This window comes from Streptomyces sp. NPDC053076 (assembly GCF_044546845.1).
Lineage (GTDB): Bacteria > Actinomycetota > Actinomycetes > Streptomycetales > Streptomycetaceae > Streptomyces.
In genome coordinates, this window is record NZ_JBITZL010000004.1 from 445,611 (window position 1) to 469,718 (window position 24,108).

Here is a 24,108-nt window from a genome sequence, read left to right on the forward strand (position 1 = left end):
ACCACATGGCCGACTCCCACATCACACGGCCAACGAGCCCTGCAGCGCCCCGCCCCCTGATGATATAGGTCGACCTAGATCACTCAGAGGTTACCTAGGTGGCCAGTGGTCGACAAGGCGATGCGTTCAACTGACCTAGAACGACTAGGATCGCTAGATGGAGTTGAACCCTGATGATCAACGCCCGGCTTACCTGCAAATCGCCGCCACCCTCCGCGAAGACATCGCAACCGGAAAGCTAGGACCTGGAAGTCGACTCCCGTCCGGCCGGGAGCTGGCGAAGGAGTTCGGTACGGCGCTGATGACAGTCCAGCACGCGCTACGCGTCCTTCGCGATGAAGGGCTCGTGATTTCCCAACAAGGCCGTGGGGTGTTCGTTCACACTTCCACAGAAGCCAATCCGCAAGCGCTGAAGCCTCATGTCTTGGAGGCGGCCGTCGCAACCCAGCTCGAATCGATCCGGCTTGAGCTAAACAAGATGAACGAGCGGCTGGCATCCATCGAGCAGCAGCTCAAGGACCGGCCTGGTGGACGGCGAGAGGACACCATCCCCGACCGCCCGTAATGCGAACGGGCTGCGGACCGTGGGCCTCCTGCGATGGCCGTGAGGGTGCCTGGCCGGACTGTCTGGCGACTGATTCTGGCAACCCGGAGGGGATATAGCTTCTGACCAGCGGCTTTCTCGGAGGCTCAATGGGCCTCCGGAGCCGTGTGCGCAGGTTCGGATGCTGCCGGGGGCACCCGCTATGAGGTGCCCAAAGACCCCGCTTCAGCGAGAACTCTGAGGACGGGGTCTTCGCGTATGTGCAGACGTGTGCCGCTCGGAGCGGGCGTATGTCGGGGTCTGTGGGCTATTCGCGGAGAGGATCTCGGGGCACGCCCCGGGTCAGGCCAGGAGATGCGAAGGCCCCCGGACGGATCCAGGGGCCGTACGTGACTTCAGCATCCGCGCCCTCTGCCGGTCGAGCTCCACCTGACACCAGCCGGTTCCCGCCTCGCCAGGAAGACGACGTCGACCGCAAGCCGGCCCATGCGAAGTGCTCGGCTATGGAGGATGTGTCTCGGCAGCGCCGCAGCACCCAACAGACGTTGTTGCCGCCCTCGATCCTCGTGGGAGCAAGTCCGGCGCCCTCCTCGGATCTGTCCCACACCGGAGTGTGAAGGCCTGCCACGCAGGCGTTCACTCGTGCTCGCGCAACACCTCTTCGGTCCTGCGGTTGGCGACCTCCTGTCGGCTGTGATCACCACGGCCACGTCCAGTCCGAGGCCGGCAGGGTGATCGCCGAGCGTCAGCCCGTCGTCACCCCTCCCTTGGACGGCGTTCGGCGAGGCGTCGTACCGTCCAGCTGGACCACCACGGTGGTGTAGAAGCGGTGCACCGCGTCGTCGACGCTACGGATGAACCCGGACTCCGCATTGCCGCGGCTGCTTCCCATGCTCTTGAACAGGGACAGGCGGAAGCCTGCGATTTGGGCGCCGTTCTCCTTGGGCAGCATGTCCGCCGGCTCGGGGCGGAGCCGTTCCAGCGTCCCCCGTGGGCCGCCCGTCTCCCCTTCGATGAGGGTTTCGATGTGGAGATCCGCAGGTGCCTCAGCCAAGCGCCGGACGAGCCGCTTCGCCCACGCCAGCGGGTAGCCCTGCTCAGGTGTCGGGATCTCGATGGAGGTACGGAGCTTGCCTGTACGCAGGTCTGCGCTGATCCCCAGAACCCCGGGTGTTCCCTCGATGCGCAGCTCCGCTTGAAGCTTCCCGTCGCGACAGAGCTGATCGGCGAGGCGGTCCCGGAGCGCCTTCGGATCGTTTCCACGCTTGGTGGGCGGGACGGGCAGTACTTTCTGCCCCAGTTCGCCGCCCAGCCGGAGGCAGACCTGGCGAATGAGCCGCTCCCAGCTCTCCACGACCTCCAGTGCGCGCCGGTCTCCCTGGCACAGGGTTTCGTCGTCGATCCCGTTGCGGACCGGTACCCAGGCCGGCCCCATGTTCTGAAAGCCGTGGCATCCAGAGTTCTCGTGCTGCAAGTAGTGCAGCAGTTCCTGAAGGAGCCAGGCGTGCGCCGCGTTGCCCACGCCCTCGTGCCGGATCAGCATCTGGGCCTGGTGAGCGACTTCCGCCCATGAGAGATGCCGGAGAGCCACCTTGTGCTTTCGCCGTCCATCGATCTTCACGTCGACGAGCGGGCTGCCCTCCAAGGCGACGTCGTTCGAGAGGGTGATCACGGCTTCATAGCCACGGCGCGCGGCGATGTCCATGTATGCCTGTACCTGTTCGGCCTTGAGGGCATTGCCGTTGGTCTTCGTCTCGACCAGCGCCGTCCACAGCTTGCCGGCCCGCTCGACACGGATCACTCCATCAGGGCGCCGCGGGCTGTCACCATGCGGAAGGGTGACCTCGGTGAAAGTCTCCATACGGCCGGCCGGCGCTCCGAACGCGGCGGTGAGCCTCCTGCCGAACTCCGGCACCTGTGCCATCACCGACAGCAGCACCGAGGTCGCACGCATCTCGCGGTCCCGGTCACTCTTGAGCACCGATACCGGGAAGAGTCGGGCCTCTTTCCACGACTCGTTCTCCGCCAGCGTCTTCTTGGCCGCCTTGGGTAGAGTGACCTTCTTCTTCGCGGTACGAGGCCGCGTGCTCGGCTTTCTCGGCTCGGCCCCGTCGCCAGGCCGACGAGGAGCGGGAACGGCCCCCAGAGTCCCTTGCGGCGTCGGTTCGTCGGTCGGCACCGGTGCCGTCGTGTCCGCCTGGTCATCGATGCCGACGTCGTCCTGGGCTTCGTCTGCCTCCGCGTCGTCCTCGATGTTCACGCCGAAGTCCGTGGCCAGTCCGGCGAGGCCCGTGTCGTAGCCCTGACCGACTGCGCGGAACTTCCACTCTTCCCCACGCCGGTACAACTCACCAAAGATGATCGCACTCACCGAGTCGACGTCGTCGATGGCGAAGCGGAGGAGTTCCTCACCGCTCCCGTCCGCCAACGACAGCTTCACGCCCTCCAAATCTCCGAAGCGAGCGCCCTTGTACCGGCTGGCAGCCACGACGATGCGGTCGGCCTCGGAGGGGACCGCGGTCAAGTCGAAGCTGATCCGGTCCTCGCTTCCGTCCGCCGTCGGCGTCTTGCCCAGAAGTTGCACGCTCCCGTCGGCGGCAACCTGGTTGTTGTAGAAGTAGAAGTCGGTGTCGCTGCGGACCTTGCCGTTCGCGTCCAGCAGCAGGACGGACACATCGGCATCCCCTTCGCCGGTCGGGCTGCCCCAGCCCAGACTGACGATCACCGAACCGACGTTCTCACTCAGGGCCGACAAAGATACGTTCGAGCCTTTGACCATTTCGCGCATATAGCCCCCAAACGACGCAACCTGGGCACGAGAAGCACCCCCCGCCCCAGCTGCCTGATGCGCAGCACGAAGTGACGAGCCACACACGGATGACTGTAATGCCCACTGAGTGCGATCGTAGAGGCCGCGGAGAATCTGCGGAGTCCTCGTGGAGATGATCTTGAGGTGTCTGCCCTGGTGGGTCATCGAGCGGAAGGCCCGGACCGGTCTCCCGGGCCCTGGTGCGTAGCGGCGCGCGAGATCACTCGTGCTCGCGCAGCAGCTCATCGCTTGCGGTGGGGGACCTCCTGCCTGCCGTCTATGCACTTGGCATAGCGGCTCAGCACAACCTCGACGCTGTTGCTCGCTCGGCGACCTCAGTCGCGTCCACCCCGGAGTCGAGTCACGTCGACAGTGCCGGGTGCCTGAGGTCGTACGGCCGCGCGGCCGGCGGCGAAGCGACCGCAGCCGGCGGAGGCGCCGGCCCGCCGGCTGCGCAAGGCGAGCGCCCGGGCTCCCTGCCGGCCGCGGTGGTAGGCCGACGAGCCGACCACTCCCCCACGCTCGTTGGTGAAGAGCCGACCATCTTCCGCAGTGCCGCAGGTATCGGGGTGCCGGCGAAGGACGGCGAGGAGCTGAGGGGGGATCGGCACGGGCCGAACCGCTTCCCCCGGCCGGTTCTCCGGACCGCGATCGTCGTGCGTCCGGCGGTGGTCGCAGGCGCGGTGGCGGTGGTCAGGGGCGCGGTGGAGGGCGTCGGGGGAACGCGGAGATTCCGTATTCAACGGGTTTCGTGCGTGCTAGCTTGGATCACATTCGTCGGGGTGGCGTAGAGCGGACACGGGGGACGAATGAGCGGTTCGCCGTACAGCGCGATGCGCGCCCGGTTGGTGAGCAGAACCGTCGAGCACTACCTCCGCCCCACTTTCCGGGTCCACGGTTCCGCGGACGAGTCCGGGGAGCGCCTTCGGTTCGACGCGCTCCTCGAGCAATTGTCGGCGCACCGGTCCAAGTCCGACCCCAGGCCCAAGACATGGCTGGTGACCGGCGGCGCGGGCAGCGGCAAGAGCACCGCCGTCCTGCAGTACGCGATCGCGCTCCTGGACCGTGAGACTCCCTGTGCCGTCGTCGACAACCGCTTGATCCGGCAGTTGGACGTGCAAGGTCTGGGTGTCGTGGAATTCGCCAGGCAATTACGCCCGTCGGGCGTCGACGAGAAGTTATGGAAAGCGCACGTCAAGCAGAAACGCGTGGTCTTCCTGGTCGACGCGTTGAACGAATTGGAGCGCGAGTTCGAGGACACGCCCAAGTGGAACTTCATCTGGCAGCTGGCGGCGGGGTCGCACGACTTCACGGTGCTGGCGACGTCCCGTAGCGAAGTCGACGACCTGGACCGGACCATCCTGCGCGATGTCGAGACGATATCCATCGAGCCGCTGGGCGAGCAGGACATCGAGACCTACCTGGGGATGCGCGACGGGTCGGCGTCCGAAGCGCTGGCCGAGATCAGGTCGGGCGACATGCTGGGCGTGGCGTCCAACCCGTTCATGCTGTCGCTGCTGACCGACTGGCTGCTCGGCACGCGGTCCGTCAAGGACCGGGAGATCCCGCGCAGCCGCGCGGACCTGCTTCGGGAGACCGTGGTCCGGCCCAACAGCGAGGGCAGGTTCGGCAAGGCGGAGAAGGACGCGGCGAAGCGCGGGCTCGGTATGGAGGCGGCGCTGTGCGCTGCGGCACTGGCCGCGATCACCACGGGCAAGGGCAACGCGGACTTCCTCGTCCGGGACGTGGAGGCGCTGCTCGGCCGGGTGTGGGACGACGGTGACGAGATCGCCCACACGGTGAAGGCGTTCCAGGACACGCAGATGGTCGAGCCGGTCGGTGACGCGGCGGACGGCCAGTACAGCCTCATCCACCCGGCCTTCGTGGACTTCGGCCTGGCGCTGGCGTGGCAGAACACCAGCCCGCCCCCCGTGGTGCTGGACCCCGTGTACCTGGACCAGTGCCTGGGCGACTGGGTCGGTCTGCAACCCGACCCGGACAGCGCCGTGCTGGACCTGCTCGCCCCGGGCGCCAAGCCGCTGCCGCCCGAGCTGATGGTGGACATCCTGTTGGCCAACCGGGGCGTGTTGGGTGACGAGGTGCGCGGGGTGCTGTGGCGACGGCTCGGCCGTTGCTTCCATCAGGGGCGCCAGACACGCGACCGCCTGGCCGGGGTGCTGGCCAGCCTGCCGCCCACCGTGCTGCGGGACGGGCTCCAGCGGGGTCTGCTGCGGGCGCTCAACGCCAAGGACCCGGATTTCGCGGACGACGTCTTCGCCGCACTGTGGAACGGCTCGCTGGACGCCCAGGCGCTTCAGCGGCTGCGCCAGACGCATCAGCGGAACAAGAAGGAGCTGGCACCGAAGGCGCCCGATCGCGATGAGGCCCTGGCCGCGAAGCGGCGGGTGTGGCTGCGCGAACACACCGATCCGCTGGCGCGCCGGCGCAGCGCGAACTGGCTGAGCAGCAACGGCGGTGAGCAGGACGTCGACGACCTGCGGGCGGCGATGCTGGCCGACCCGGACGACCCGGTCCGCGGCGCCTCCGCCACCGCGCTCGGGCGCATCGGCGTGCTGCGGACCGTGCCCGACCTGATGGAGGCCACGAAGACCGACCGCGCCGCCGCGGTCCGGGGGGCGGCCGCCACCGCCCTCGGCGGCATCGGCCACGCCCAGGCGGTCCCCGCGCTCACCACCGCCCTCGCCGACGCCGACGCCAGTGTCCGGGGCTCGGCCGCCACCGCCCTCGGCGGCATCGGCCACGCCCAGGCGGTTCCCGCGCTCACCACCGCCCTCGCCGACGACGAGGCCAGTGTCCGGGGCTCGGCCGCCACCGCCCTGGGCCGCATCGGCCATCCCCGTGCCGTCACCGCCCTCGCCGACGTGCTCACCGACGACGAGGGCAGCGTCCGGGGCTCGGCCGCCACCGCCCTGGGCCGCATCGGCCACCCCCAGGCGGTCCCCGCGCTCACCATCGCCCTCACCGACGCCGACGCCATCGTCCGCGGGTCGGCGGCCAACGCCCTGGGCCGCATCGGCCACCCCCAGGCGGTCCCCGCGCTCACCATCGCCCTCACCGACACCGACGCCATCGTCCAGGGGTCGGCCGCCACCGCTCTCGGCCGCATCGGCCACCCCCAGGCGGTCCCCGCGCTCACAGCCGCCCTCAGCGACATCGAGTCCAATGTCCGGGGGGCGGCCGCGACGGCTCTCGGCCGCATCGGCGACCCCGGCGCCCTCGACGCGCTCATCACCGCCCTCGCCGAGGACACCGACAGCCGCGCCAGGGGATCGGCGGCCGAGGCTCTGGGACGCATCGGCCACCCCCGAGCCGTCCCCGCCCTCGCCACCGCGCTCACCGGTGACCCCGACAGTTTCGCCCGGACGTCCGCGGCCAACGCCCTGGGGCGCATCGGCGACCCCGGCGCCCTCGACGCGCTCACCATCGCCCTCGCCGACGACACCGACACCCACACCCGGGGGGCGGCCGCCCACGCCCTCGGCCGCGTCCACGCCCCCGGTGCCCTGGCCCCGCTCACCGACTCGCTGCTCCACGATCCGGACGACCGGGTGCGTGGATCGGCCGCCAACGCTTTCGGGCACCTGGGCGATCCGGCGGCGGCGGAGGTGCTGCGAGCCACCATCGGCAACCCCGAGGAGACCTATCAGACGCGGCGCGCTGCCGTGGGTTCCCTCGCCCACCTGGACACCGGGGACGAGGTCTGGATAACGCAGGTGGCCGACCGGCTGAAGTTCACCGCCCGTGACCGGCACGGACGCGCGCTGCGCGGGGCGATCGTCGACCTGGTGGCCCGCCGGGAGATCACGCCGGAGACGAAGGACTGGCTGGTCGGCGTGATCCGCGAGGACAGGGACCCGCTGAACCGTACGACGGCTCTCGAAGGGCTGGCACGGGCGGGTCAGGCGGACGCGAACCTGATCAAGTTCATCATCGCGCCCGAGCGCCCGCGGAAGGACAAGCGGCCCCGGGACACCGACTCGGGCGTACTGGGCGTCGCGGCGGCGGCCGTCGTGCGCGCCGCGGCCGAACAGCCGGCCTACACCGACTCCCTGCTCCCCAGCGTCGTCCACCTGCTCACGCGGAAGGACACCCACTGGACGACGGTCATTCCGCCGCTCACCCAACTGCGCCTGCTCCCCTTGCCCGTCGCGGAACGGGTCTTCTCCCGCATCGTGGCGCTGACGGGCACCGACTCGTCGGGGAATCCGCACCTCGCGGCGGCACTGGTCGTCGAACGGGAGTCGTTGGCGGAGCGCAGGCGCGTGCAGTCCGATGTCGAGTCGTTCACCAGCAAGCCCGAGGCGGTGCTCGCCGGGTTCCGCGAACAACGGAAGTCGAGGTTCGAAGTGACCGCACCCAGGACCGGCGACGAGTACCACGTCGCTCTGCTCACGGCCGTGCCGGTGGAGACCAAGGCGCTCTTCCACGCGCTCGACGAGCGCGGCACCACCACGACCGAGGTGCAGCGCGACGGGCGGTACTACGACGTCTTCGAGCTGGCCTCCGCGGGTCAGCCCCCGGTCCGGGTGGTCACCGCGCAGGCCACCGACCAGGGTGGCCAGTCGGCGGCGGCGGTGACGCGCGACCTGCTGTCCGCGTTCCGGCCGGACCTGGTGTTCCTGGTCGGGGTGTGCGGTGGCTTCGGGGAGCGCGGGGTGTCGCTGGGCGACGTGCTGTTGGCGCGGGAGGTGTTCGACTACGGCCCGGAGAAGGTACGACCGGAGGGGGGCGGCCTGCGGCCGCAGGTGTACCGGACGGACGAACAGGTGCTCCGGCTCGTCACCAGGCTCGACACCCGGGGCAGGCTGGACGCGTCGCTGGACGGCGTCGAGTTGTTGGTGAAGGACTTCGCCAGCGGTGAGAAGGTGATCGCTTGGCGGGATTCCGACCTGCGCGCCCAGCTGCTCGGTCTGTCCGCCGACATCGGCGGGGTGGAGACCGAGGCGCACGGGGTGCTGCACGCGATCTGGGAGGCGTTCAAGGCGAAGGAGTTCGTCGGCGGGGCGATGCTCAAGTGTGTCAGCGACCTCGGTGACGAGGAGATGACCGTGGACAAGAAGGCCAAGCAGACCGAGGCCGCGCGGCGGGCGGCACGGGTCGCGCTGGACGTGGCGGCGGCGTTCCGCCGCGCGGACGCGTGACCTGCGGTCGGCAGCGGACCTGAACCGTGCGGCCGGGGCGCAGGCGCGGACCCGAACCGTGCGGCCGGGGGGCGGGAACGGACCTGAACCATGCGGCCGGGGGGCCAGGAGCGGACCTGAACCCGTGCGGCCGGTCTGTGCACCGGTGGTGCGGTCGGTGCCGTACCAGGGCTGCGGGGGGGGGGGAAGGGCGTACGGAGCGGGGGCCGAAGGCCCAAGGGAGCAGGGGGTCTTCTGCGCTTGCCGGGGTTGGGGGCTCTGGTTCCGGCGCGTCGCGGCCGGAGTCGGACCCGTACCTGTCCGGTGCGAGCCCGCCTCAAGCCGTCCGCTTGCGCGCCGTCGTCTTCTTCGCCGCCGTCTTCTTCCCCGTGGCCGACTTGGCCGTCGACTTGGCCGTCGCCGTCTTCTTGCCCCCCTCCCCCGCCTTGGACGTCGACTTCCGCGCCGGCGTGGCCTTCTTCGCCGCGGCCGTCTTCTTGGCGGACGCGGACGTCGACTTCTTGCCCCCCGTCTCCTTGGGTGCGGCCCGCCCCCGCCGCAGTGGCCTGACCTCGGCCTCCGCGTCAACGGCGCCACGCGACTCCCGTGCCGCCCGCACGCTGTTCTCCAGCGCGGCCATGAGGTCCAGCACCTTGCCGCCGGCGGCGGGGGCCGGGGCCTCGGGCGGGGCCTCGCCGGACGCCTTCGCCGCGATGACCTCCTCCAGCGCCTCCCGGTACTCGTCGTGCAGGTCGTCCAGGTCGACCTCGCCGAGGGTGTCCATCAGGGCGTCCGCGAGGTCGAGCTCCTTGTCGCGGATGGTGACGTCGGTGTCGGGGGCCACGCCCTCCGGGGCCCGGACCTCGTCCGGCCACAGCAGGCCGTGCATGGCGATGGCCTCGCCGACCACGCGGAGCATGCCGAGGCGTTCCCGGCCGCGCAGCGCGTACTTGGCGATGGCGACCTTGTTGCTGCGTTTGAGGGCTTCGCGGAGCAGGGTGTACGGCTTGGCGGCGGGGGCTCCGCCGGCCGCGAGGTAGTACGCCGCACCCATCTGGAGCGGGTCGATCCGGTCGGCCGGCACGAAGGCCACGATGTCGATGGTGCGGGCGGTCGGGATGGGCAGGTGGGAGAGGTCCTCGTCGGTGATCGGGACGATCGTGCCGTCGGCGTCCTCGTACCCCTTGCCGATCTCGGCCTGGCTGACCTCGCGCTCGTCCAGTTCGCACACCTTGCGGTAGCGGATGCGGCCGTTGTCCTCGGTGTGGATCTGGCGGAAGGAGATCGCGTGGCTCTCGGTGGCGTTCACCAGCTTGATCGGGATGCTGACGAGACCGAAGGAGATGGCGCCGTTCCATATCGATCGCACGTGCCGCACCCTTCCTTTCCCGAATCTTCCGTTTCGTCTGGGATTGTCATCCTATGACGCCTATCACAGAGGTGGAGGGGCGCCGGGTCGCGCTCAGCAACCTGGAGAAGGTGCTGTATCCGGAGACCGGCTTCACCAAAGGGGAGCTGCTGCACTACTACGCGACCAGCGCCGGGGCCCTGCTGCCGCATCTGCGCGACCGGGCGGTGTCCTTCCTGCGCTATCCCGACGGCCCGGACGGGCAGCTGTTCTTCACCAAGAACGTTCCGCCGGGTACACCCGACTGGGTCACGACCGCCGAGGTGCCGCGGTCGTCGGCGGACAGTCCGGCCCGGATGGTGGTGGTGGGGGATCTGCCGAGTCTCGTCTGGGCGGCGAACCTCGTCACCGAGTTCCACACCCACCAGTGGCTGGTGCAGACACCGGACGAGGCGGACCGGCTGGTCTTCGACCTCGACCCGGGGCCACCCGCGCACCTCGTGCACTGCTGCGAGGTCGCCCTGTGGCTGCGCGAGCGGCTCGCGGCGGACGGGATCGAGGCGTACCCGAAGACCGCCGGGTCCAAGGGGCTGCATCTGCTGGCGGCGGTGCGCGGCAGTTCCTCCGAACGGACGTCCGAGTACGCCAAGGCGCTGGCGGTGGAGGCCGAGCGGGCGATGCCCCGGCTGGTGGTGCACCGGATGACCAAGAGCCTCAGGCCGGGGAAGGTGTTCGTCGACTGGAGCCAGAACGCGGCCCGCAAGACCACGGCCGCCCCGTACACGGTGCGCGCCCGCCGGACCCCGCTGGTCTCCGCGCCGGTGACCTGGGAGGAGGTCGCCGGCTGCCGGAACCCGGCACAGCTGGAGTTCCAGGCCGACGACATCGCCCCGCGGCTCCAGGACCTCGGCGATCTGATGGCTCCGCTGACGGATCCGGGAGGGGCCGTACCCCTGCCCTGACCCACACCCTGCGCCAGGGCCGTACCCCTGCCCTGGCCTACACCCTGCGCCAGGTGTTCCGGTCCCGCGCCATCCCGTGCAGTGCCTCCACGTCCGCCGGCTTGAGGACCCCGCCCAGCCGGGCCAGGCCCGCCAGCTCGCCCTCGCGCAGGACCCGCACTCCGCGCGGCTGCGCCGTCACGGTCACCTCGGCCGGCTCCACCAGGGCCAGCAGCGGGCGGACCTCGGCGGTCAGGGCGTAGGAGGCGCGGTCGGCGTCGGCGCGCAGCCGGCGCAGCAGCGGCTCGGCCTCGCGGCGGCCCAGGGTGACCATCGGGTCGGCGACCAGGACCCGGGCCTTGCGGGCGTAGAGGGCGTGGACGGCGAGCAGGCCGCCGGGTCCGATCGCCAGGTGGTGGATGCGGTCGCCGCCGGGCAGCGGCACGGAGTGCAGGGTGTGCCAGCCGGCGCCCTCCAGCCGGTCCAGTCCCTGACCGACGGCCTGCTCGGCGGTCAGGGCGCGCCGGCGCGGGTCGGGGCGCAGCCGGCGGGCGGGTCCGGGGTCGCGTTCGAGGGCGACCAGCAGCGCCTCGCCGGGACGGTTGGGGGCCAGGTCGTCGTCCGGGTGCAGGGTCAGCCGGGCCAGTTCGGCAGGTGTCGGGACGGGGGGCGGCCCCACGGTCACCTGGCCGGTGAGGAAGGGTTTCAGGGCGTGGAGCACCTCGTCCCTGCGGTCCTCGCCGAGCAGGTTCACCCGGCCTGTCTCGCGGTCGTACCAGGCGACATTGCTTCCGTCCTCGCGGCAGACGTACAGCCGCTCCCGGCCGTGCCGGTAGGCCGGCACCACGCGCAGTCCGCTCATGCGCCATCACCCCTCGACCATGGGAACAGGCGGGGTGCTCCCGGGGCAAGACCGGTTACCGTGGAGGGCGGCCCGGTGAGGGGGAGTTGGGGAGGCGCCGTTGCGGACCCGCGGAAAGCAGCCCGACGTACCGGCTCCGGAGTGCCCGTGGAGCGAGATCGTGCCCGGCCTGTGGATGGGCGGGCACGAGTTCCGGGGCCGTTCCGGACGCCTGGAGCTCGCCGTCGTGCGGAGTGAGTTCGATGTGGTGCAGTCCCTGCTGCGACTGCCGGGGTACGGGCCCGATCCGGGCGTGGAGCACCATGTGTGGCCGATTCCGGACGGGCCGCTGGACGGGACGCAGCTGGCCGGGGTGATCCGGCTGGCGCGCGCGGCGAACGAGGCGCTGGACGCCGGCCGCCGGGTGCTCGTGCGCTGTTACCACGGGTACAACCGCTCGGGGCTGGTCGTCGCGCACGCTCTGGTCCAGCGGGGTGACACGACCGACCAGGTGATCCAGCTGATCCGGGCCCGGCGCTCGGCGTGGGCGCTGCACAACGAGTTGTTCGTGGAGTACCTGCGGACGGGTCTGGTGACCGCGCGGCTGCTGGAGGAGCTGGCCGAGTAGCCTCTCTCCCAGCACCGCGTCCGGTGCGCAAAGCGCACAAAGCGGATTTCCGTCGGAATCTGAGAACACTTCCCTACGAACCCACGAATTATGGTGGACGGGACCCCCGCCGAGCCGACCCCGACGCCCAGGAGCACCGTGCCAGCCCGTCGTCCCGCGCGCACCGCCCTCGCCATGACCGCCGTCGCCCTGCTGTCGGCGACGGCGGCGGCCTGCGGGGACACGGGCGGGCTGCGCGGCGCCGGGCCGACCCCGACCGCCGTCAGCCCCGCCAAGCTCTGGCCGGACCTCAGGCCCGCGTCCAGCCCGGCCTACCCGTACGACGTGGCGACCCGGGAGACCGTCAAGGGCGTCACGGTTCCCGGTGACGACATCCGGAAGGTGGATCCGGTGGACGTCGTCGAGGCGGAGCTGAAGGCGCACCCCGACGACTACGGGTCCAAGGGGGCGTACCACGCGACCGAGGACCGGATGAAGGAGTGCCGGCCGGGCGGGGACCGGGCCCGGTGCCCGCTGCTGAAGCCGTACTACCGGGACCTCACCGGGGACGGCCGGGCGGACCTGACGCTCGGCTTCCGGCTGTACCCGACCAACCAGACGGCGGTACGGGTCTACACCGTCGAGCGGCACCGGCTGGTGCAGGTGCTGGCCGACAACGACGCGATCATCGGGGTGGAGCTGGCCGGGCGGGCACTGATCGAACGCTCGCCCGCCGACATCTCCGGATACGAGTACCGCACCACCTGGGTGTGGGACCCGGGCCAGCGCGCGATGGTGTTCTCCCGCGACGAGTACCTGCACGTCGGCGACGGCCGCCCCAGCAGGACACCGTCCCCGTCGGCCTCCACCTCCGCCAGTTCCGCCCCCTCCCCCTCCGCCCCCGCGTCTGCCTCTGCCGCCGCCTCCGCCAGCACCTCCGCCCCCGCGTCCGCCACGCCCTCGGCCCCCGCCTCCCCGGGCGAGCGATGAGGATCGCGCTGCCCCACTGGGCCGGGGCCCTCGCCGTCAAGGCCGCCGCGTTCATCACGGTGATGTGCTGCGCGCTGGCCGCGCTGCTCGGTGTCCTGGTGCATGTCTCGGTGACCAACCAGACCGTCGGCCAGGCCCGCGACCTGGCGCTGTCCCGGCTCGGGGACGCCACGCAGGCGTACGAGGCCGGGGACACGCTGCTGCCGGGTGCCGCGGTGGACCCCGGGGGACTGCCCGCGCCGCTGCGCTCGCTGGCGGTGGGCGGCCGGCGCGGCACGATGGTCGCCACCTACCGGGGGCGCCCGACCATGTGGGCGGCGGGGCCGGTGGCCGGGCACCGGGCGCTCGCCGTGGAGGTCGACTACTCGCAGCAGTCCCGCACCATCACCGGTCTCGACCAGTCGATCCTGTGGTCGTCGATGCTGGCGATCGGGGCGACGGTGCTGGTCGGCGTGTTCGCGGTGACCCGGGTGACCCGGCGGCTGCACGGCACGGCGCGGGTGGCGCGCAGGATCAGCGCCGGCGACCTGGACGCCCGGGTGAACGACCCGCGCACGCAGGACCCGTCCCGCCCGCAGGACGAGGTCGCCGTGGTGGCCGCCGCGCTGGACTCGATGGCCTCCTCCTTGCAGGGCAAGCTGCTGAGCGAGCAGCGGTTCACCGCGGACGTGGCGCACGAGCTGCGCACCCCGCTCACCGGACTGCACGCGGCGGCCGAGCTGCTGCCGCCGGGCCGGCCGACGGAACTGGTGCGGGACCGGGTGGCGGCGCTGCGCACCCTCACCGAGGACCTGCTGGAGATCTCCCGGCTGGACACCCGGCGGGAGAAGCTGGAAATCGACACCGAGGAGCTGGGTGCCCTGGCCGGGCGGGTGGTACGGGCCTCGGGCACGGAGACGGACGTGCGGATCCTCCGCGACGCGCGGGTGGAGACCGACCGGCGGCGGCTGGAGCGGGTGCTGGGGAACCTGGTGGCCAACGCCCACAAGCACGGGCGGGCGCCGGTGGTGCTCACGGTGGACGGGGCCGTGGTGACCGTACGGGATCACGGGGAGGGGTATCCCGGGTATCTGGTGGCGCACGGGCCGCAGCGGTTCCGTACGGAGGGCGGCGCCAAGGGGCACGGGCTCGGCCTGACCATCGCGCTGGGCCAGGCGGAGGTTCTGGGGGCCCGGCTCTCGTTCACCAACGCGGTGGACGGCGGCGCGGTGGCGACGCTGACGTTGCCCGTGACCGAGTAGCACCCGGGCGTCGCGGACCGCGGAGGCGCCGTGATGGTCGCACCCCTGCGGCACAGCCCCGCACCGACACGGCAGCGCGCCTCTTTCGAGGCGCTGCCTCCGGGCGGCGTCGCGCACAAGACGCCCTGTTTGGGTAGGTTCCCGGCATGACGAAGGCCGGAACGACCGTGGCGGCGGCCCCCGCTCCCGCGCACGCCGTACGCCTCCCCCGCCGCCGGGGCATCGAGCTGGCCCTGCTCGTGCTTGCCGTCCTGCTGTCCGTGTACGGCTACTGCGCGGTGGGAGTGGCCCGGACCGGTACCGTCCCGCCCGGCGCCGTCGGCTACGGTGCCGGGCTCGGCGTGCTCGCCCTGTTCGCGCACATCGCGGTGCGGATCCGGGCACCGTACGCCGATCCGCTGCCGTTGCCCATCGGCGTGCTGCTCAACGGTCTGGGGCTGGTCCTGATCTACCGGCTGGACCTGGAGACGCCGGGCGACCAGGCCGCCCCCACCCAACTGGTGTGGTCCACGCTCGGGGTGGGCCTGTTCATCGGCGTCGTCCTGGTGCTGCGCGACCACCGGGTGCTCCAGCGGTACTCGTACGTCTGTGTGGTGGCCGCCCTCGTCCTGCTGGTGCTGCCGATCCTGTTCCCGGCGGTCAACGGCGCCCGGATCTGGATCCGGATCGCCGGGTTCTCCATCCAGCCCGGCGAGTTCGCGAAAGTGCTGCTCGCCGTGTTCTTCGCCGCCTACCTGGCCGCCAACCGCAGCGCGCTCTCCTACACCGGCCGCCGGCTGTGGCGGCTGCAGTTCCCGACCGGCCGGGTGCTGGGGCCGATCCTGACGATCTGGCTGGTGAGCGTGGGCGTGCTCGTGCTGGAACGGGACCTGGGGACCTCGCTGCTGTTCTTCGGGCTGTTCGTGGTGCTGCTGTACGTCGCCACCGGACGCACCGGCTGGATCGCGGTCGGGCTGCTGCTCGCCGTGCTCGGCGCCTTCGCCGTCGGGCGGCTCGAACCGCATGTGGGCGCGCGTATCGAGGACTGGCTGCACCCGTTCGCCACCATCGAGGCCGGGCAGGGCCCCAACCAGCTCTCCCAGTCCCTGTTCGCCTTCGCCGCCGGCGGGGTCCTCGGCACCGGTCTCGGGCTCGGCCACTCCATCCTGATCGGCTTCGCCACCAAGTCGGACTTCATCCTGGCGACGGCCGGGGAGGAGCTGGGCCTCGCGGGCCTGGCGGCGATCGTGCTGCTGTACGCACTGCTGGTGGAGCGCGGCTACCGGGCGGGCCTGGCGCTGCGCGAGCCGTTCGGCCGGCTCCTCGCGGTCGGGCTCGCCTCGATCGTGGCGTTGCAGGTGTTCGTGATCGCGGGCGGGGTCACCGGGCTGATCCCGCTGACCGGCATGGCGATGCCGTTCCTCGCCCAGGGCGGGTCCTCGGTGGTCACCAACTGGGCGATCGTGGCGCTGCTGATCCGGGTGAGCGACTCCGCGCGCAGCCAGTACGACGGCCGGGAGGCCCCATGACCGAGTACGGCGGGCTTCCCGAGGGCGGACGGCCGATGGCGAAGTACATCCGGCACGCCTGCGCGTTCTGTGCCCTGCTGCTGGCGGCCCTGCTGGCCAACGCCACCCGCGTGCAGGTCGTGCAGTCCCGGGAGTACAACCACAACCCGGCCAACCGCCGGGCCACCATCGCCCGTTACCAGCAGCCGCGCGGGAACATCCTGGTGGACGGCAGGCCGGTCACCGCATCCGTGGACACCGGCGAGCAGCTGCGCTACGAACGCGCTTATCTGGAAGGGCCGTTGTACGCGCCGGTCACCGGATTCGCCTCGCAGACGTACGGCACCTCGTTCCTGGAGCATGCCGAGGACGGGGTGCTCTCCGGCGCCGATCCGATGCTGGCGCCGCTGCCGCTGTGGAACGACGTGACGCGCGGGCGGAATCCCGGAGGTGACGTCGTCACCACCCTGAACGGGCGGGCACAGGAGGCCGCGCACCGCGGACTCGCCGGGCGCAAGGGGGCGGTGGCCGCCGTCGAACCGGCCACGGGCCGGATCCTGGCGCTGGTGACCAGCCCGTCGTACGACCCCGCGGAGCTGTCCGGCAACAACGAGGCGGTGGCGTCGGCGTGGGCCCGGCTCAACCACGACCCGGAGAAGCCGATGCTCAACCGGGCGGTACGGCAGACCTATCCGCCGGGGTCGACGTTCAAGGTGGTGACCGCGGCGGCGGCGCTGGACGCGGGCGTGGTCACCGACCTGGACGCGCGGACCGACTCCCCGGACCCCTACCGGCTGCCCGGCACCACCACCGGGCTGACCAACGAGGGCGACGGCTGCGTGGACGCCTCGGTGCGGGACGCCTTCGAGTGGTCCTGCAACACGGTCTTCGCCAAGCTGGGTGTGGACGTCGGGGTACGGGACATGGCATCCATGGCCCAGGCGTTGGGGTTCAACGACTCGGGCCTGCGCATCCCCTTCTCCGTGTCGCCCAGCACCTTCGACCCGCACGTGGACAAGGCGCAGCTGGCGCTGTCCTCGATCGGGCAGTACAACACGCGCGCCACCCCGCTGCAGATGGCGATGGTCGCGGCGGCGGTCGCGAACGGCGGCCTGCTGCGCCCGCCGTACCTGGTGGAGCGGACCACCCGGCACGGCGGCGAGACGGTCGCCGGGAGCGGGGCCCGGCCGGGGCGGCAGGTGATGCGTCCGGCCACCGCGGCCCGGCTGACGGAACTGATGGCCGGCGTGGTCGAGGAGGGCACCGGCACCAACGCGGCCATCCCGGGCGCGCTGGTCGGCGGCAAGACGGGTACGGCGCAGCACGGGCTCGGCAACGCCGGCGTGCCGTACGCCTGGTTCGTCTCCTGGGCGCAGGCCAAGGACGCGCCGGAGCCGCAGGTGGCGGTCGCGGTGGTGGTGGAGGACGCCTCGGCGGACCGCGGCGAGATCAGCGGCGGCGGGGACGCGGCGCCGATCGCCAGGGAGGTGATGCGGGCCGTGCTCGGCAGGTGAGCCGGGGCGGCGGTGGTGGTCAGTCGATCGGCGTGAGCATCTCCGTACGGACCTCGGCGGCGTCGCGGGCGGCGGCGTCCATGTCCACGTCGGCGGGGGCGGTGTGCAGGGCGCTCGCGTCGATCCTGGCCACCATGGCCGCCGTGTTGCCGTCCGCCCAGGCGCAGAACGGGTAGGTGAGCGTCAGCGAGGACTGCTTCTGGGTCACGACCTCACAGCTGATCGTGACGTCCGTACCGGACGGGGTGAGGTCCTTCGGGGGCACCGCCACCGTCACGCCGTCGGCGTCGCCGGCTCCCTTGAGCATGGAGCGCCGGCCGCCGGCCGGGTTCTGGAACCGCCCGTACAGACCCGACACCACGAGGCTGCCCCGGGTCTCGTCGCCGCCGAGGCTGTAACGGCCCATCACGGCGTCGGTGACCTTGGCGTCCCAGGCGCTGTCGACGTCATCCTCGATCTTCTGCCCCTGGCTGTCGGAGAGGTCGCTGGCGAGTTCGTACTTCTCGTCGAGCAGGGTCTTGGGCAGGACGAGCTTGTTCTTCGCCTCGGGGAAGCCGCTCTCGACGGCCGCCCCGAGCAGCACCAGGCCCACGATGCCGAGCGTGACGACTCCGCCCACGATCCCGAGCACCAGCCCGACGCGGCGCTTCTTCGGCGGCGGTGCCATGGGCGGCACGCCCCAGCCGGGGTACGGCTGTTGCGGGTAGGGCGTCTGCGGCGGGTACGGCTGCTGCTGGGGGTACGGCTGTGCGGGGTACGGCTGCTGCTGGGGGTACGGCAAGCCGTACGGCCCCGGGGCCTGCGGGGGCTGCTGACCGTAGGGAGGCTGCGGCTGGTTCGGGTACGACGGCGGAGGCATGGACACGCCAGCACGCTACTGCACCCGGGTGCGGCAACCGGCACCGCACCCGGGCCGGTCAGCTCTCCGCCGACCCGGACTCGATCGCCGACTCCACCTCGGCCACCCGCGCCCGCTCCTCGGCGGCGAAGCGCTCGGCGTCCAGGCGCTCGGCCAGCTCCTCGTCCTGCGCCATCAGCAGGTCCAGATTCGAGTCGCCCATCTCGAAGACACCCATGTCCGCGTACGCCCGCTGGAGGCGCTCGCCCCACAGGCCGATGTCCTTCACACAGGGGACGATGCGGCTGAACAGCAGCTTGCGGAACAGCTGGAGGAACTCGGACCGCTCGCTGAGCGCCTCCGCCTCGGCCTTCGGGATGCCGAAGTTCTCCAGCACCTCCACCCCGCGCAGCCGGTCGCGCATCAGGTAGCAGCCCTCGATGACGAACTCCTCGCGCTCGCGCAGTTCGGCGTCGGTGAGCTGCTTGTAGTAGTCGCGCAGCGCCATCCGGCCGAAGGCCACGTGCCGGGCCTCGTCCTGCATCACGTACGTCAGGATCTGCTGGGGCAGCGGCTTGTCGGTGGTGTCGCGGATCATGCCGAAGGCGGCGAGCGCCAGGCCCTCGATCAGCACCTGCATGCCGAGGTAGGGCATGTCCCACCGGCTGTCGCGCAGGGTGTCGCCGAGCAGCGACTGGAGGTTGTCGTTGATCGGGTAGACGAGTCCTATCTTCTCGTGCAGGAACCGGCCGTAGATCTCGGCGTGCCGGGCCTCGTCCATGGTCTGGGTCGCGGAGTAGAACTTGGCGTCCAGGTCGGGCACCGACTCCACGATGCGCGCCGCGCAGATCATGGCGCCCTGCTCGCCGTGCAGGAACTGGCTGAACTGCCAGGAGGCGTAGTGCCGGCGCAGCTCACTCCTGTCCTTGGCGGAGAGCTTGTCCCAGTACGGGGTGCCGTAGAGGGACATCGCCTCGTCGGGTGTGCCGAGGGCGTCGTACGGGTCGACCTCCAGGTCCCAGTCGATGCGGCTCTGTCCGTCCCACTGCTTGTCCTTGCCCTTCTGGTACAGGGCGAGCAGGCGGTCGCGGCCGTCGTCGTACTCCCAGTTGAAGCGGGCCGCACCGGTGGCGGGCACCTGCCAGAGGGAGTCTCCCGGGTCGCCGGCGTAGAGGTCGTGGGTCGGCATACCCCGCAGGCTCACACGTAGACGCCGGGTCAACAAGTCCTGCGCAAGGGATTGACGGCCTTGCTGACAGGCAGTCTCATAAGAGGCAGGACGACTACCCCCGGGTAACGAGGTGAGGGAGCCATGACGACCCTGACGGAAGCGGACGCGCTGGACGGGCTGCGCGACGCGCTCGGCCTGCTCAAGGACCGGGAACAGGTGGCCGAAAGGCTGCTCGTCTCTTCCGCCAAGCACTCCTTCGACCCGGACAGGGAGCTGGACTGGGACGCGCCCTTCGAGGAGGGCAAGTGGTTCTGGCCGCCGGAGCTGGTCTCGCTGTACGACACCCCGATGTGGAAGCGGATGAGCGAGGAACAGCGCATCCTGCTCTCCCAGCACGAGGCGGCGGCCCTGGCCTCGCTCGGCCTCTGGTTCGAGCTGATCCTGATGCAGCTGCTGGTCCGGCACATCTACGACAAGGCGGCGACGAGCGCGCACGTGCGGTACGCGCTCACCGAGATCGAGGACGAGTGCCGGCACTCGAAGATGTTCGCCCGGCTGATCTCGCGGGGCGGCACGCCCTGGTACCCGGTGAGCCGTGTCCACCAGAACCTGGGCCGCCTGTTCAAGACGATCTCCACGACTCCCGGCTCCTTCACCGCCACGCTGCTCGGCGAGGAGGTCCTGGACTGGATGCAGCGGCTGACGTTCCCCGACGAGCGGGTCCAGCCGCTCGTGCGCGGCGTCACCCGCATCCACGTGGTGGAGGAGGCACGTCACGTCCGCTACGCCCGTGAGGAGCTGCGGCGCCAGATGGTGACCGCGCCGAAGTGGTCCCAGGAGTTCACCCGGGTCACCTCCGGTGAGTTCGCCCGGGTGTTCTCGATCGCCTTCATCAACCCCGAGGTCTACACCAACGTCGGCCTGGACAAGCGGGAGGCGCTGGCACAGGTGAAGGCCAGCGGACACCGCCGCGAGGTCATGCAGACCGGCGCCAAGCGGCTGACCGACTTCCTGGACGACATCGGCGTGCTGCGGGGCGTCGGGCGACGGCTGTGGAGGTCGTCCGGGCTGCTGGCCTGACGCCGGCTGCGGGTGGCGGGGTGCCCGCGCGGTTCCCCGCACCCCTTGAGGCCGGTCGCGCGTCCCCGCCCGAAGGGGCGCGGCCGGCCGGCGCGAACCCCCGGCCGTCCACGCTCCGCACGGTGGGCGGCGATTAGGCTGACGGCATGACCCCGTCGGCCACCCCCGCCTACCGTCGGCTCAGTGTCGAGGAGCGGCGAAGTCAGCTCCTCGACGCCGCCCTGTCCCTCTTCGCGCACCGCGCCCCCGAGGACGTGTCCCTGGACGACGTGGCGGAGGCGGCCGGGGTGTCGCGGCCCCTGGTCTACCGGTACTTCCCGGGCGGCAAGCAGCAGCTGTACGAGGCCGCGCTGCGGTCGGCCGCCGAAGAGCTCCAGAAGTGCTTCGCCGAGCCGCGCGTGGGGCCGCTGCTGCCCCGGCTGTCCCGTGCCCTGGACCGCTATCTGACCTTCGTCGACGAGCACGACACCGGTTTCAGCGCGCTGCTCCAGGGCGGCAGCGTGGTGGAGACGTCCAGGACCACCGCGATCGTGGACGGGGTGCGCCGGGCCGCCGCCGAGCACATCCACAACCACCTCGGGGTCGCCGGGCCCGGCCCACGCCTGCGCATGACCGTCCGGATGTGGATCACGGCGGTGGAGGCGGCCTCGCTGATCTGGCTGGACGAGGACAAGCAGCCCCCGGTCGAGGAGCTGCGCGACTGGCTGGTGGAGCAGTTCGTGGCCGTTCTCACCGTCACCGCCGGCCGGGACCCGCAGACGGCCGCCCTCGTCGGCGCGCTCGCCGAAGAAGGCTGAGACTGGAGCCGTGAAGAGTCAGGACACCCCCTTCGAGGGCGGCCCCATGGACGGGCGCGTACTGCCCGTCCTGCTCGGGCCCACCGGGCACCCTCCGAAGACGTACCGCATCCCCGTGCCGGACCCGGACGGCGGCCCGCCCGCAGTGCTGGTCTACCGCCGCGTGCCACGCGGGCACAGCAGACGGCTCGGGCTGATCCAGGGATGGAAGTACCAGTACGACCCGGACGACAGGTCCGGGGGGAAGCTCAGATGGCCCTGGTCCAAGCCGGGTGTCACGCCGTCCGGCAAGCCGGACGAGGCGAACGGGTGACAGCGTTGCGCCGAGCCGCGTAGATTCGTGCCGTTTTCCCTCCGACATGTCTGATTATCACGGTGCGACGGGAGGCGGAGAGCCCGCTCTCCCCGCACCGGAGGTGATGACGTGTCAGGAGTGCTTCTGCGTCTGGCCTGTACGGCGGCGGTGGCGGCCCAGGCCGTCCTCGCGCCCGCACCCGCCGTGGCCGCGCCCGGACCACGGCCCTCGGTGGCCCAGCTGCTGACGGACCTTCAGCGGCTGTACCGGCAGACCGAACGGGCCACCGAGACCTACAACGCCACGACGGAGCGGCTTCGGCGGCAGCGTGCCGAGGTGGCCCGCCTGGACGACGAACTGGCCCGCGCCCGGCTCACCCTCCGCTCCGGCCGGACCGACGCCGGCCGGCTGGCCCGGCAGCAGTACCAGAACAGCGGCGGCCTCGGCCCCTACGTCCGCCTCCTCCTCGCCCCCGACCCGCAGCACGCTCTGGACGAGGGCCATGTCATCGGCGAGCTGGCCCGGGAACGCGCCCGCACGGTGGCCCGGCTGACCACCGCGGAGAAGCGCACGGACGTACTGGCCCGCGCGGCCCGCAAGGCCCTCGACACCCAGCTCGCTCTCGCCGGCCGGCAGAAGCGGCAGCGCGACGACGTCCAGGCCGGACTCGCCGACGTGGAACGCCTGCTGGCCGCCCTCACCCCGGAGCAGATCGCGGCCGTGGCCCGGCTGGAACAGCAGGGGGTCGCCGAGGCGCAGCGGCGTCTCACCACGGCGGGCGCGCTCCCCGACGACCGCCCGGCCACCCCACCGGCCACCCCGCAGGCCGACCGCGCGGTCAGCTACGCCATGGACCAGCTCGGCAAGCCGTACCAGTGGGGTGCGCAGGGCCCGGACGCGTACGACTGCTCGGGTCTCACATCCTGGGCGTGGTCCCATGCGGGCACCCCGATCCCGCGTACCAGCCAGGAGCAGTGGCAGCAGCTGAGGCGGGTCCCGCTGAAGGAACTGCGCCCGGGTGACCTGGTCGTCTACTTCCCCGAGGCCACGCACGTGGCGATGTATGTGGGGGACGGCAAGGTCGTACAGGCACCGCGGCCGGGCGAGCAGGTGCAGGTCTCGCCGCTGGCCTCCTATCCGGTCCTCGGTGCCGTACGCCCCGGCGGTTCCCCCGGTCAGGCCCCGGCCACGGAAGCCAGGTAGGCGGCCGTCCTGTCCGGCTCGTAGAAGAAGTTCTCGAAGTCGGCCGGGTCGTTGAACGCGTTGGCGAACCGGTCCGCCACCGGTTGCAGCTGTCCCGCCGCGCCGATGAGGTTCAGCACGTGCTCCGGCGGGGGCGCCAGCATGGCGTTCGTCCACTTGGTGACGTGCTGGGCGGTGGCCCAGTAGCGGTCGAACGTCTGCCGCATCCACTCCTCGTCGAACGGCTCGTCCCCCCGCTCCAGGATGGACGCGAGGTACGCCGCCGCGCACTTGGACGCCGAGTTGGAGCCCTGCCCGGTGATCGGGTCGTTGGCGACGACGACGTCGGCCACGCCCAGCACCAGCCCGCCGCCGGGCAGCCGGCCGATGGGGTTGCGGACGGTCGGGGCGTACCGGCCGGCCAGGGTGCCGCCGGCGTCGGTGAGTTCCACCTTCGTGGCCCGCGCGTACTCCCAGGGCGTGAACTTCTCCATGAGTTCCAGAGTCAGGGAGAGGTGCTCCGCCGGGTCCTTGACGCCGTTGAAGACGTCGAGCGGGCCGCCGGGTATGCCCTCCCAGAACAGGATGTCGGCGCGCCCGGACGTGGTCAGGGTCGGCATGACGAACAGCTCGCCGACTCCCGGGACCAGGTTGCAGCGGACCGCGTCGAAGTCCGGGTGCTCGGGGCGCGGGCCGAGGCCGTGCACGTACGCCACCGCCAGCGCCCGCTGCGGCTCGCTGTACGGGGAGCGCTCCGGGTCGCGGGCGAACATCGACACCAGCTCGCCCTTGCCGGCCGAGACCAGGACGAGGTCGTAGGTGCGGGAGAAGTAGTCCAGGTCGCCGACCGCCGCGCCGTGGATCACCAGCTGGCCGCCGCGCTGTGCGAAGGTCTCCATCCAGCCGGCCATCTTCACCCGCTGGTCGACCGACTGCGCGTACCCGTCGAGCCTGCCCACCCAGTCGATCGCCCGCTGGGTGGGGCCCGGGTCGTGGGAGCCGGGGGCGGCGACCGAGACGCCGAGCCCCTCGATCTTCGGGGCCTGGGACTCCCAGAAGTTCAGCTGGAGATCGCGCTCGTGCCCGAGGGCCGTGTCGAACATGCACTGCGTCGACATGACCCGGCCGGAGCGGATCTCGTCCGCGGTCCGGTTCGACATCAAGGTCACCTCGTAGCCGTGCGACTGCAGGCCGAGGGCGAGCTGGAGGCCGGACTGGCCGGCTCCGACGACGAGTATCTTCCGCATGCGGGTGGTTCTCCTACGAGGTGAGGACTGCTGGG

The 24,108-nt window shown here is 71.3% G+C and carries 18 protein-coding genes; 12 read left to right on the plus strand and 6 right to left on the minus strand.

What is annotated here, in order from left to right; translation table 11 throughout:
• Positions 1-157: 157 nt before the first annotated feature.
• A complete protein-coding gene (locus ACIGYR_RS19440) occupies positions 158-565 on the plus strand; it encodes a GntR family transcriptional regulator (RefSeq protein WP_399597914.1) in 408 nt (135 codons plus the stop codon).
• A 724-nt stretch (positions 566-1,289) separates the two neighbouring features.
• Here ACIGYR_RS19440 and ACIGYR_RS19445 read toward each other — a convergent pair.
• Positions 1,290-3,332, minus strand: coding sequence for a TerD family protein (locus ACIGYR_RS19445; protein ID WP_399597911.1), 2,043 nt, complete (start codon positions 3,330-3,332; stop codon positions 1,290-1,292).
• Positions 3,333-4,162: 830 nt separating this feature from the next.
• On the opposite strand from ACIGYR_RS19445, the gene ACIGYR_RS19450 reads away from it, so the two are divergent.
• On the plus strand, positions 4,163-8,515 hold the full coding sequence (locus tag ACIGYR_RS19450; protein WP_399597908.1) for a HEAT repeat domain-containing protein: 4,353 nt from the start codon (positions 4,163-4,165) through the stop codon (positions 8,513-8,515).
• A gap of 316 nt (positions 8,516-8,831) precedes the next feature.
• On the opposite strand, the gene ACIGYR_RS19455 is transcribed toward ACIGYR_RS19450, so the two are convergent.
• Positions 8,832-9,863 (minus strand): Ku protein, encoded by a 1,032-nt coding sequence (locus tag ACIGYR_RS19455; RefSeq protein WP_391840768.1) that lies wholly within the window; start codon positions 9,861-9,863, stop codon positions 8,832-8,834.
• 53 nt (positions 9,864-9,916) lie between these two features.
• On the opposite strand from ACIGYR_RS19455, the gene ligD reads away from it, so the two are divergent.
• Positions 9,917-10,804 (plus strand): non-homologous end-joining DNA ligase, encoded by an 888-nt coding sequence (ligD, locus tag ACIGYR_RS19460; RefSeq protein WP_399597905.1) that lies wholly within the window; start codon positions 9,917-9,919, stop codon positions 10,802-10,804.
• A 37-nt stretch (positions 10,805-10,841) separates the two neighbouring features.
• On the opposite strand, the gene ACIGYR_RS19465 is transcribed toward ligD, so the two are convergent.
• Entirely contained in the window at positions 10,842-11,645 is an 804-nt protein-coding gene (locus ACIGYR_RS19465) for a nuclease-related domain-containing protein (protein WP_399597902.1), read from the minus strand.
• 100 nt (positions 11,646-11,745) lie between these two features.
• Here ACIGYR_RS19465 and ACIGYR_RS19470 point away from each other — a divergent pair, with 100 nt between their 5' ends.
• The 5 genes from ACIGYR_RS19470 to ACIGYR_RS19490 all read left to right on the plus strand — a co-directional run bounded on the left by ACIGYR_RS19470 (position 11,746) and on the right by ACIGYR_RS19490 (position 17,463).
• Positions 11,746-12,252: a protein phosphatase gene (locus tag ACIGYR_RS19470; protein WP_399597900.1), complete on the plus strand. Its 507-nt coding sequence runs from the start codon at positions 11,746-11,748 to the stop codon at positions 12,250-12,252.
• Positions 12,253-12,390: 138 nt separating this feature from the next.
• On the plus strand, positions 12,391-13,221 hold the full coding sequence (locus ACIGYR_RS19475) for a hypothetical protein (RefSeq protein ID WP_399597897.1): 831 nt from the start codon (positions 12,391-12,393) through the stop codon (positions 13,219-13,221).
• Positions 13,218-14,462, plus strand: a complete 1,245-nt coding sequence (locus tag ACIGYR_RS19480; protein WP_399597895.1) for an ATP-binding protein — start codon at positions 13,218-13,220, stop codon at positions 14,460-14,462. Before ACIGYR_RS19475 ends, ACIGYR_RS19480 begins: the two co-directional genes overlap by 4 nt.
• 146 nt (positions 14,463-14,608) lie before the next feature.
• The gene (locus tag ACIGYR_RS19485; RefSeq protein ID WP_391840758.1) at positions 14,609-15,970 is read left to right on the plus strand and encodes an FtsW/RodA/SpoVE family cell cycle protein; all 1,362 of its coding nucleotides are present in this window, start codon (positions 14,609-14,611) and stop codon (positions 15,968-15,970) included.
• The gene (locus ACIGYR_RS19490; RefSeq protein ID WP_399597892.1) at positions 15,967-17,463 is read left to right on the plus strand and encodes a penicillin-binding transpeptidase domain-containing protein; all 1,497 of its coding nucleotides are present in this window, start codon (positions 15,967-15,969) and stop codon (positions 17,461-17,463) included. The genes ACIGYR_RS19485 and ACIGYR_RS19490 overlap by 4 nt, the downstream gene beginning before the upstream one ends.
• A gap of 19 nt (positions 17,464-17,482) precedes the next feature.
• On the opposite strand, the gene ACIGYR_RS19495 is transcribed toward ACIGYR_RS19490, so the two are convergent.
• On the minus strand, positions 17,483-18,322 hold the full coding sequence (locus ACIGYR_RS19495) for a hypothetical protein (protein ID WP_399598645.1): 840 nt from the start codon (positions 18,320-18,322) through the stop codon (positions 17,483-17,485).
• A 58-nt stretch (positions 18,323-18,380) separates the two neighbouring features.
• Positions 18,381-19,490, minus strand: a complete 1,110-nt coding sequence (locus ACIGYR_RS19500; protein WP_399597890.1) for a ferritin-like domain-containing protein — start codon at positions 19,488-19,490, stop codon at positions 18,381-18,383.
• A 123-nt stretch (positions 19,491-19,613) separates the two neighbouring features.
• On the opposite strand from ACIGYR_RS19500, the gene ACIGYR_RS19505 reads away from it, so the two are divergent.
• From ACIGYR_RS19505 to ACIGYR_RS19520, 4 genes are all read left to right on the plus strand, one after another.
• Positions 19,614-20,552: a diiron oxygenase gene (locus ACIGYR_RS19505; protein WP_399597888.1), complete on the plus strand. Its 939-nt coding sequence runs from the start codon at positions 19,614-19,616 to the stop codon at positions 20,550-20,552.
• Between the two features lie 146 nt (positions 20,553-20,698).
• Positions 20,699-21,349 carry a TetR/AcrR family transcriptional regulator gene (locus ACIGYR_RS19510; RefSeq protein WP_391840751.1) on the plus strand — a complete coding sequence of 217 codons (651 nt, stop codon included), beginning with the start codon at positions 20,699-20,701 and terminating at the stop codon, positions 21,347-21,349.
• Positions 21,350-21,359: 10 nt separating this feature from the next.
• Positions 21,360-21,662 carry a hypothetical protein gene (locus tag ACIGYR_RS19515; RefSeq protein WP_399597885.1) on the plus strand — a complete coding sequence of 101 codons (303 nt, stop codon included), beginning with the start codon at positions 21,360-21,362 and terminating at the stop codon, positions 21,660-21,662.
• Between the two features lie 111 nt (positions 21,663-21,773).
• A complete protein-coding gene (locus ACIGYR_RS19520; protein WP_399597883.1) occupies positions 21,774-22,847 on the plus strand; it encodes an NlpC/P60 family protein in 1,074 nt (357 codons plus the stop codon).
• Here ACIGYR_RS19520 and ACIGYR_RS19525 read toward each other — a convergent pair.
• Complete coding sequence (locus ACIGYR_RS19525; protein ID WP_391840746.1) at positions 22,820-24,073, minus strand: styrene monooxygenase/indole monooxygenase family protein; 1,254 nt, start codon at positions 24,071-24,073, stop codon at positions 22,820-22,822. The genes ACIGYR_RS19520 and ACIGYR_RS19525 overlap by 28 nt on opposite strands.
• Between the last annotated feature and the right edge of the window lie 35 nt (positions 24,074-24,108).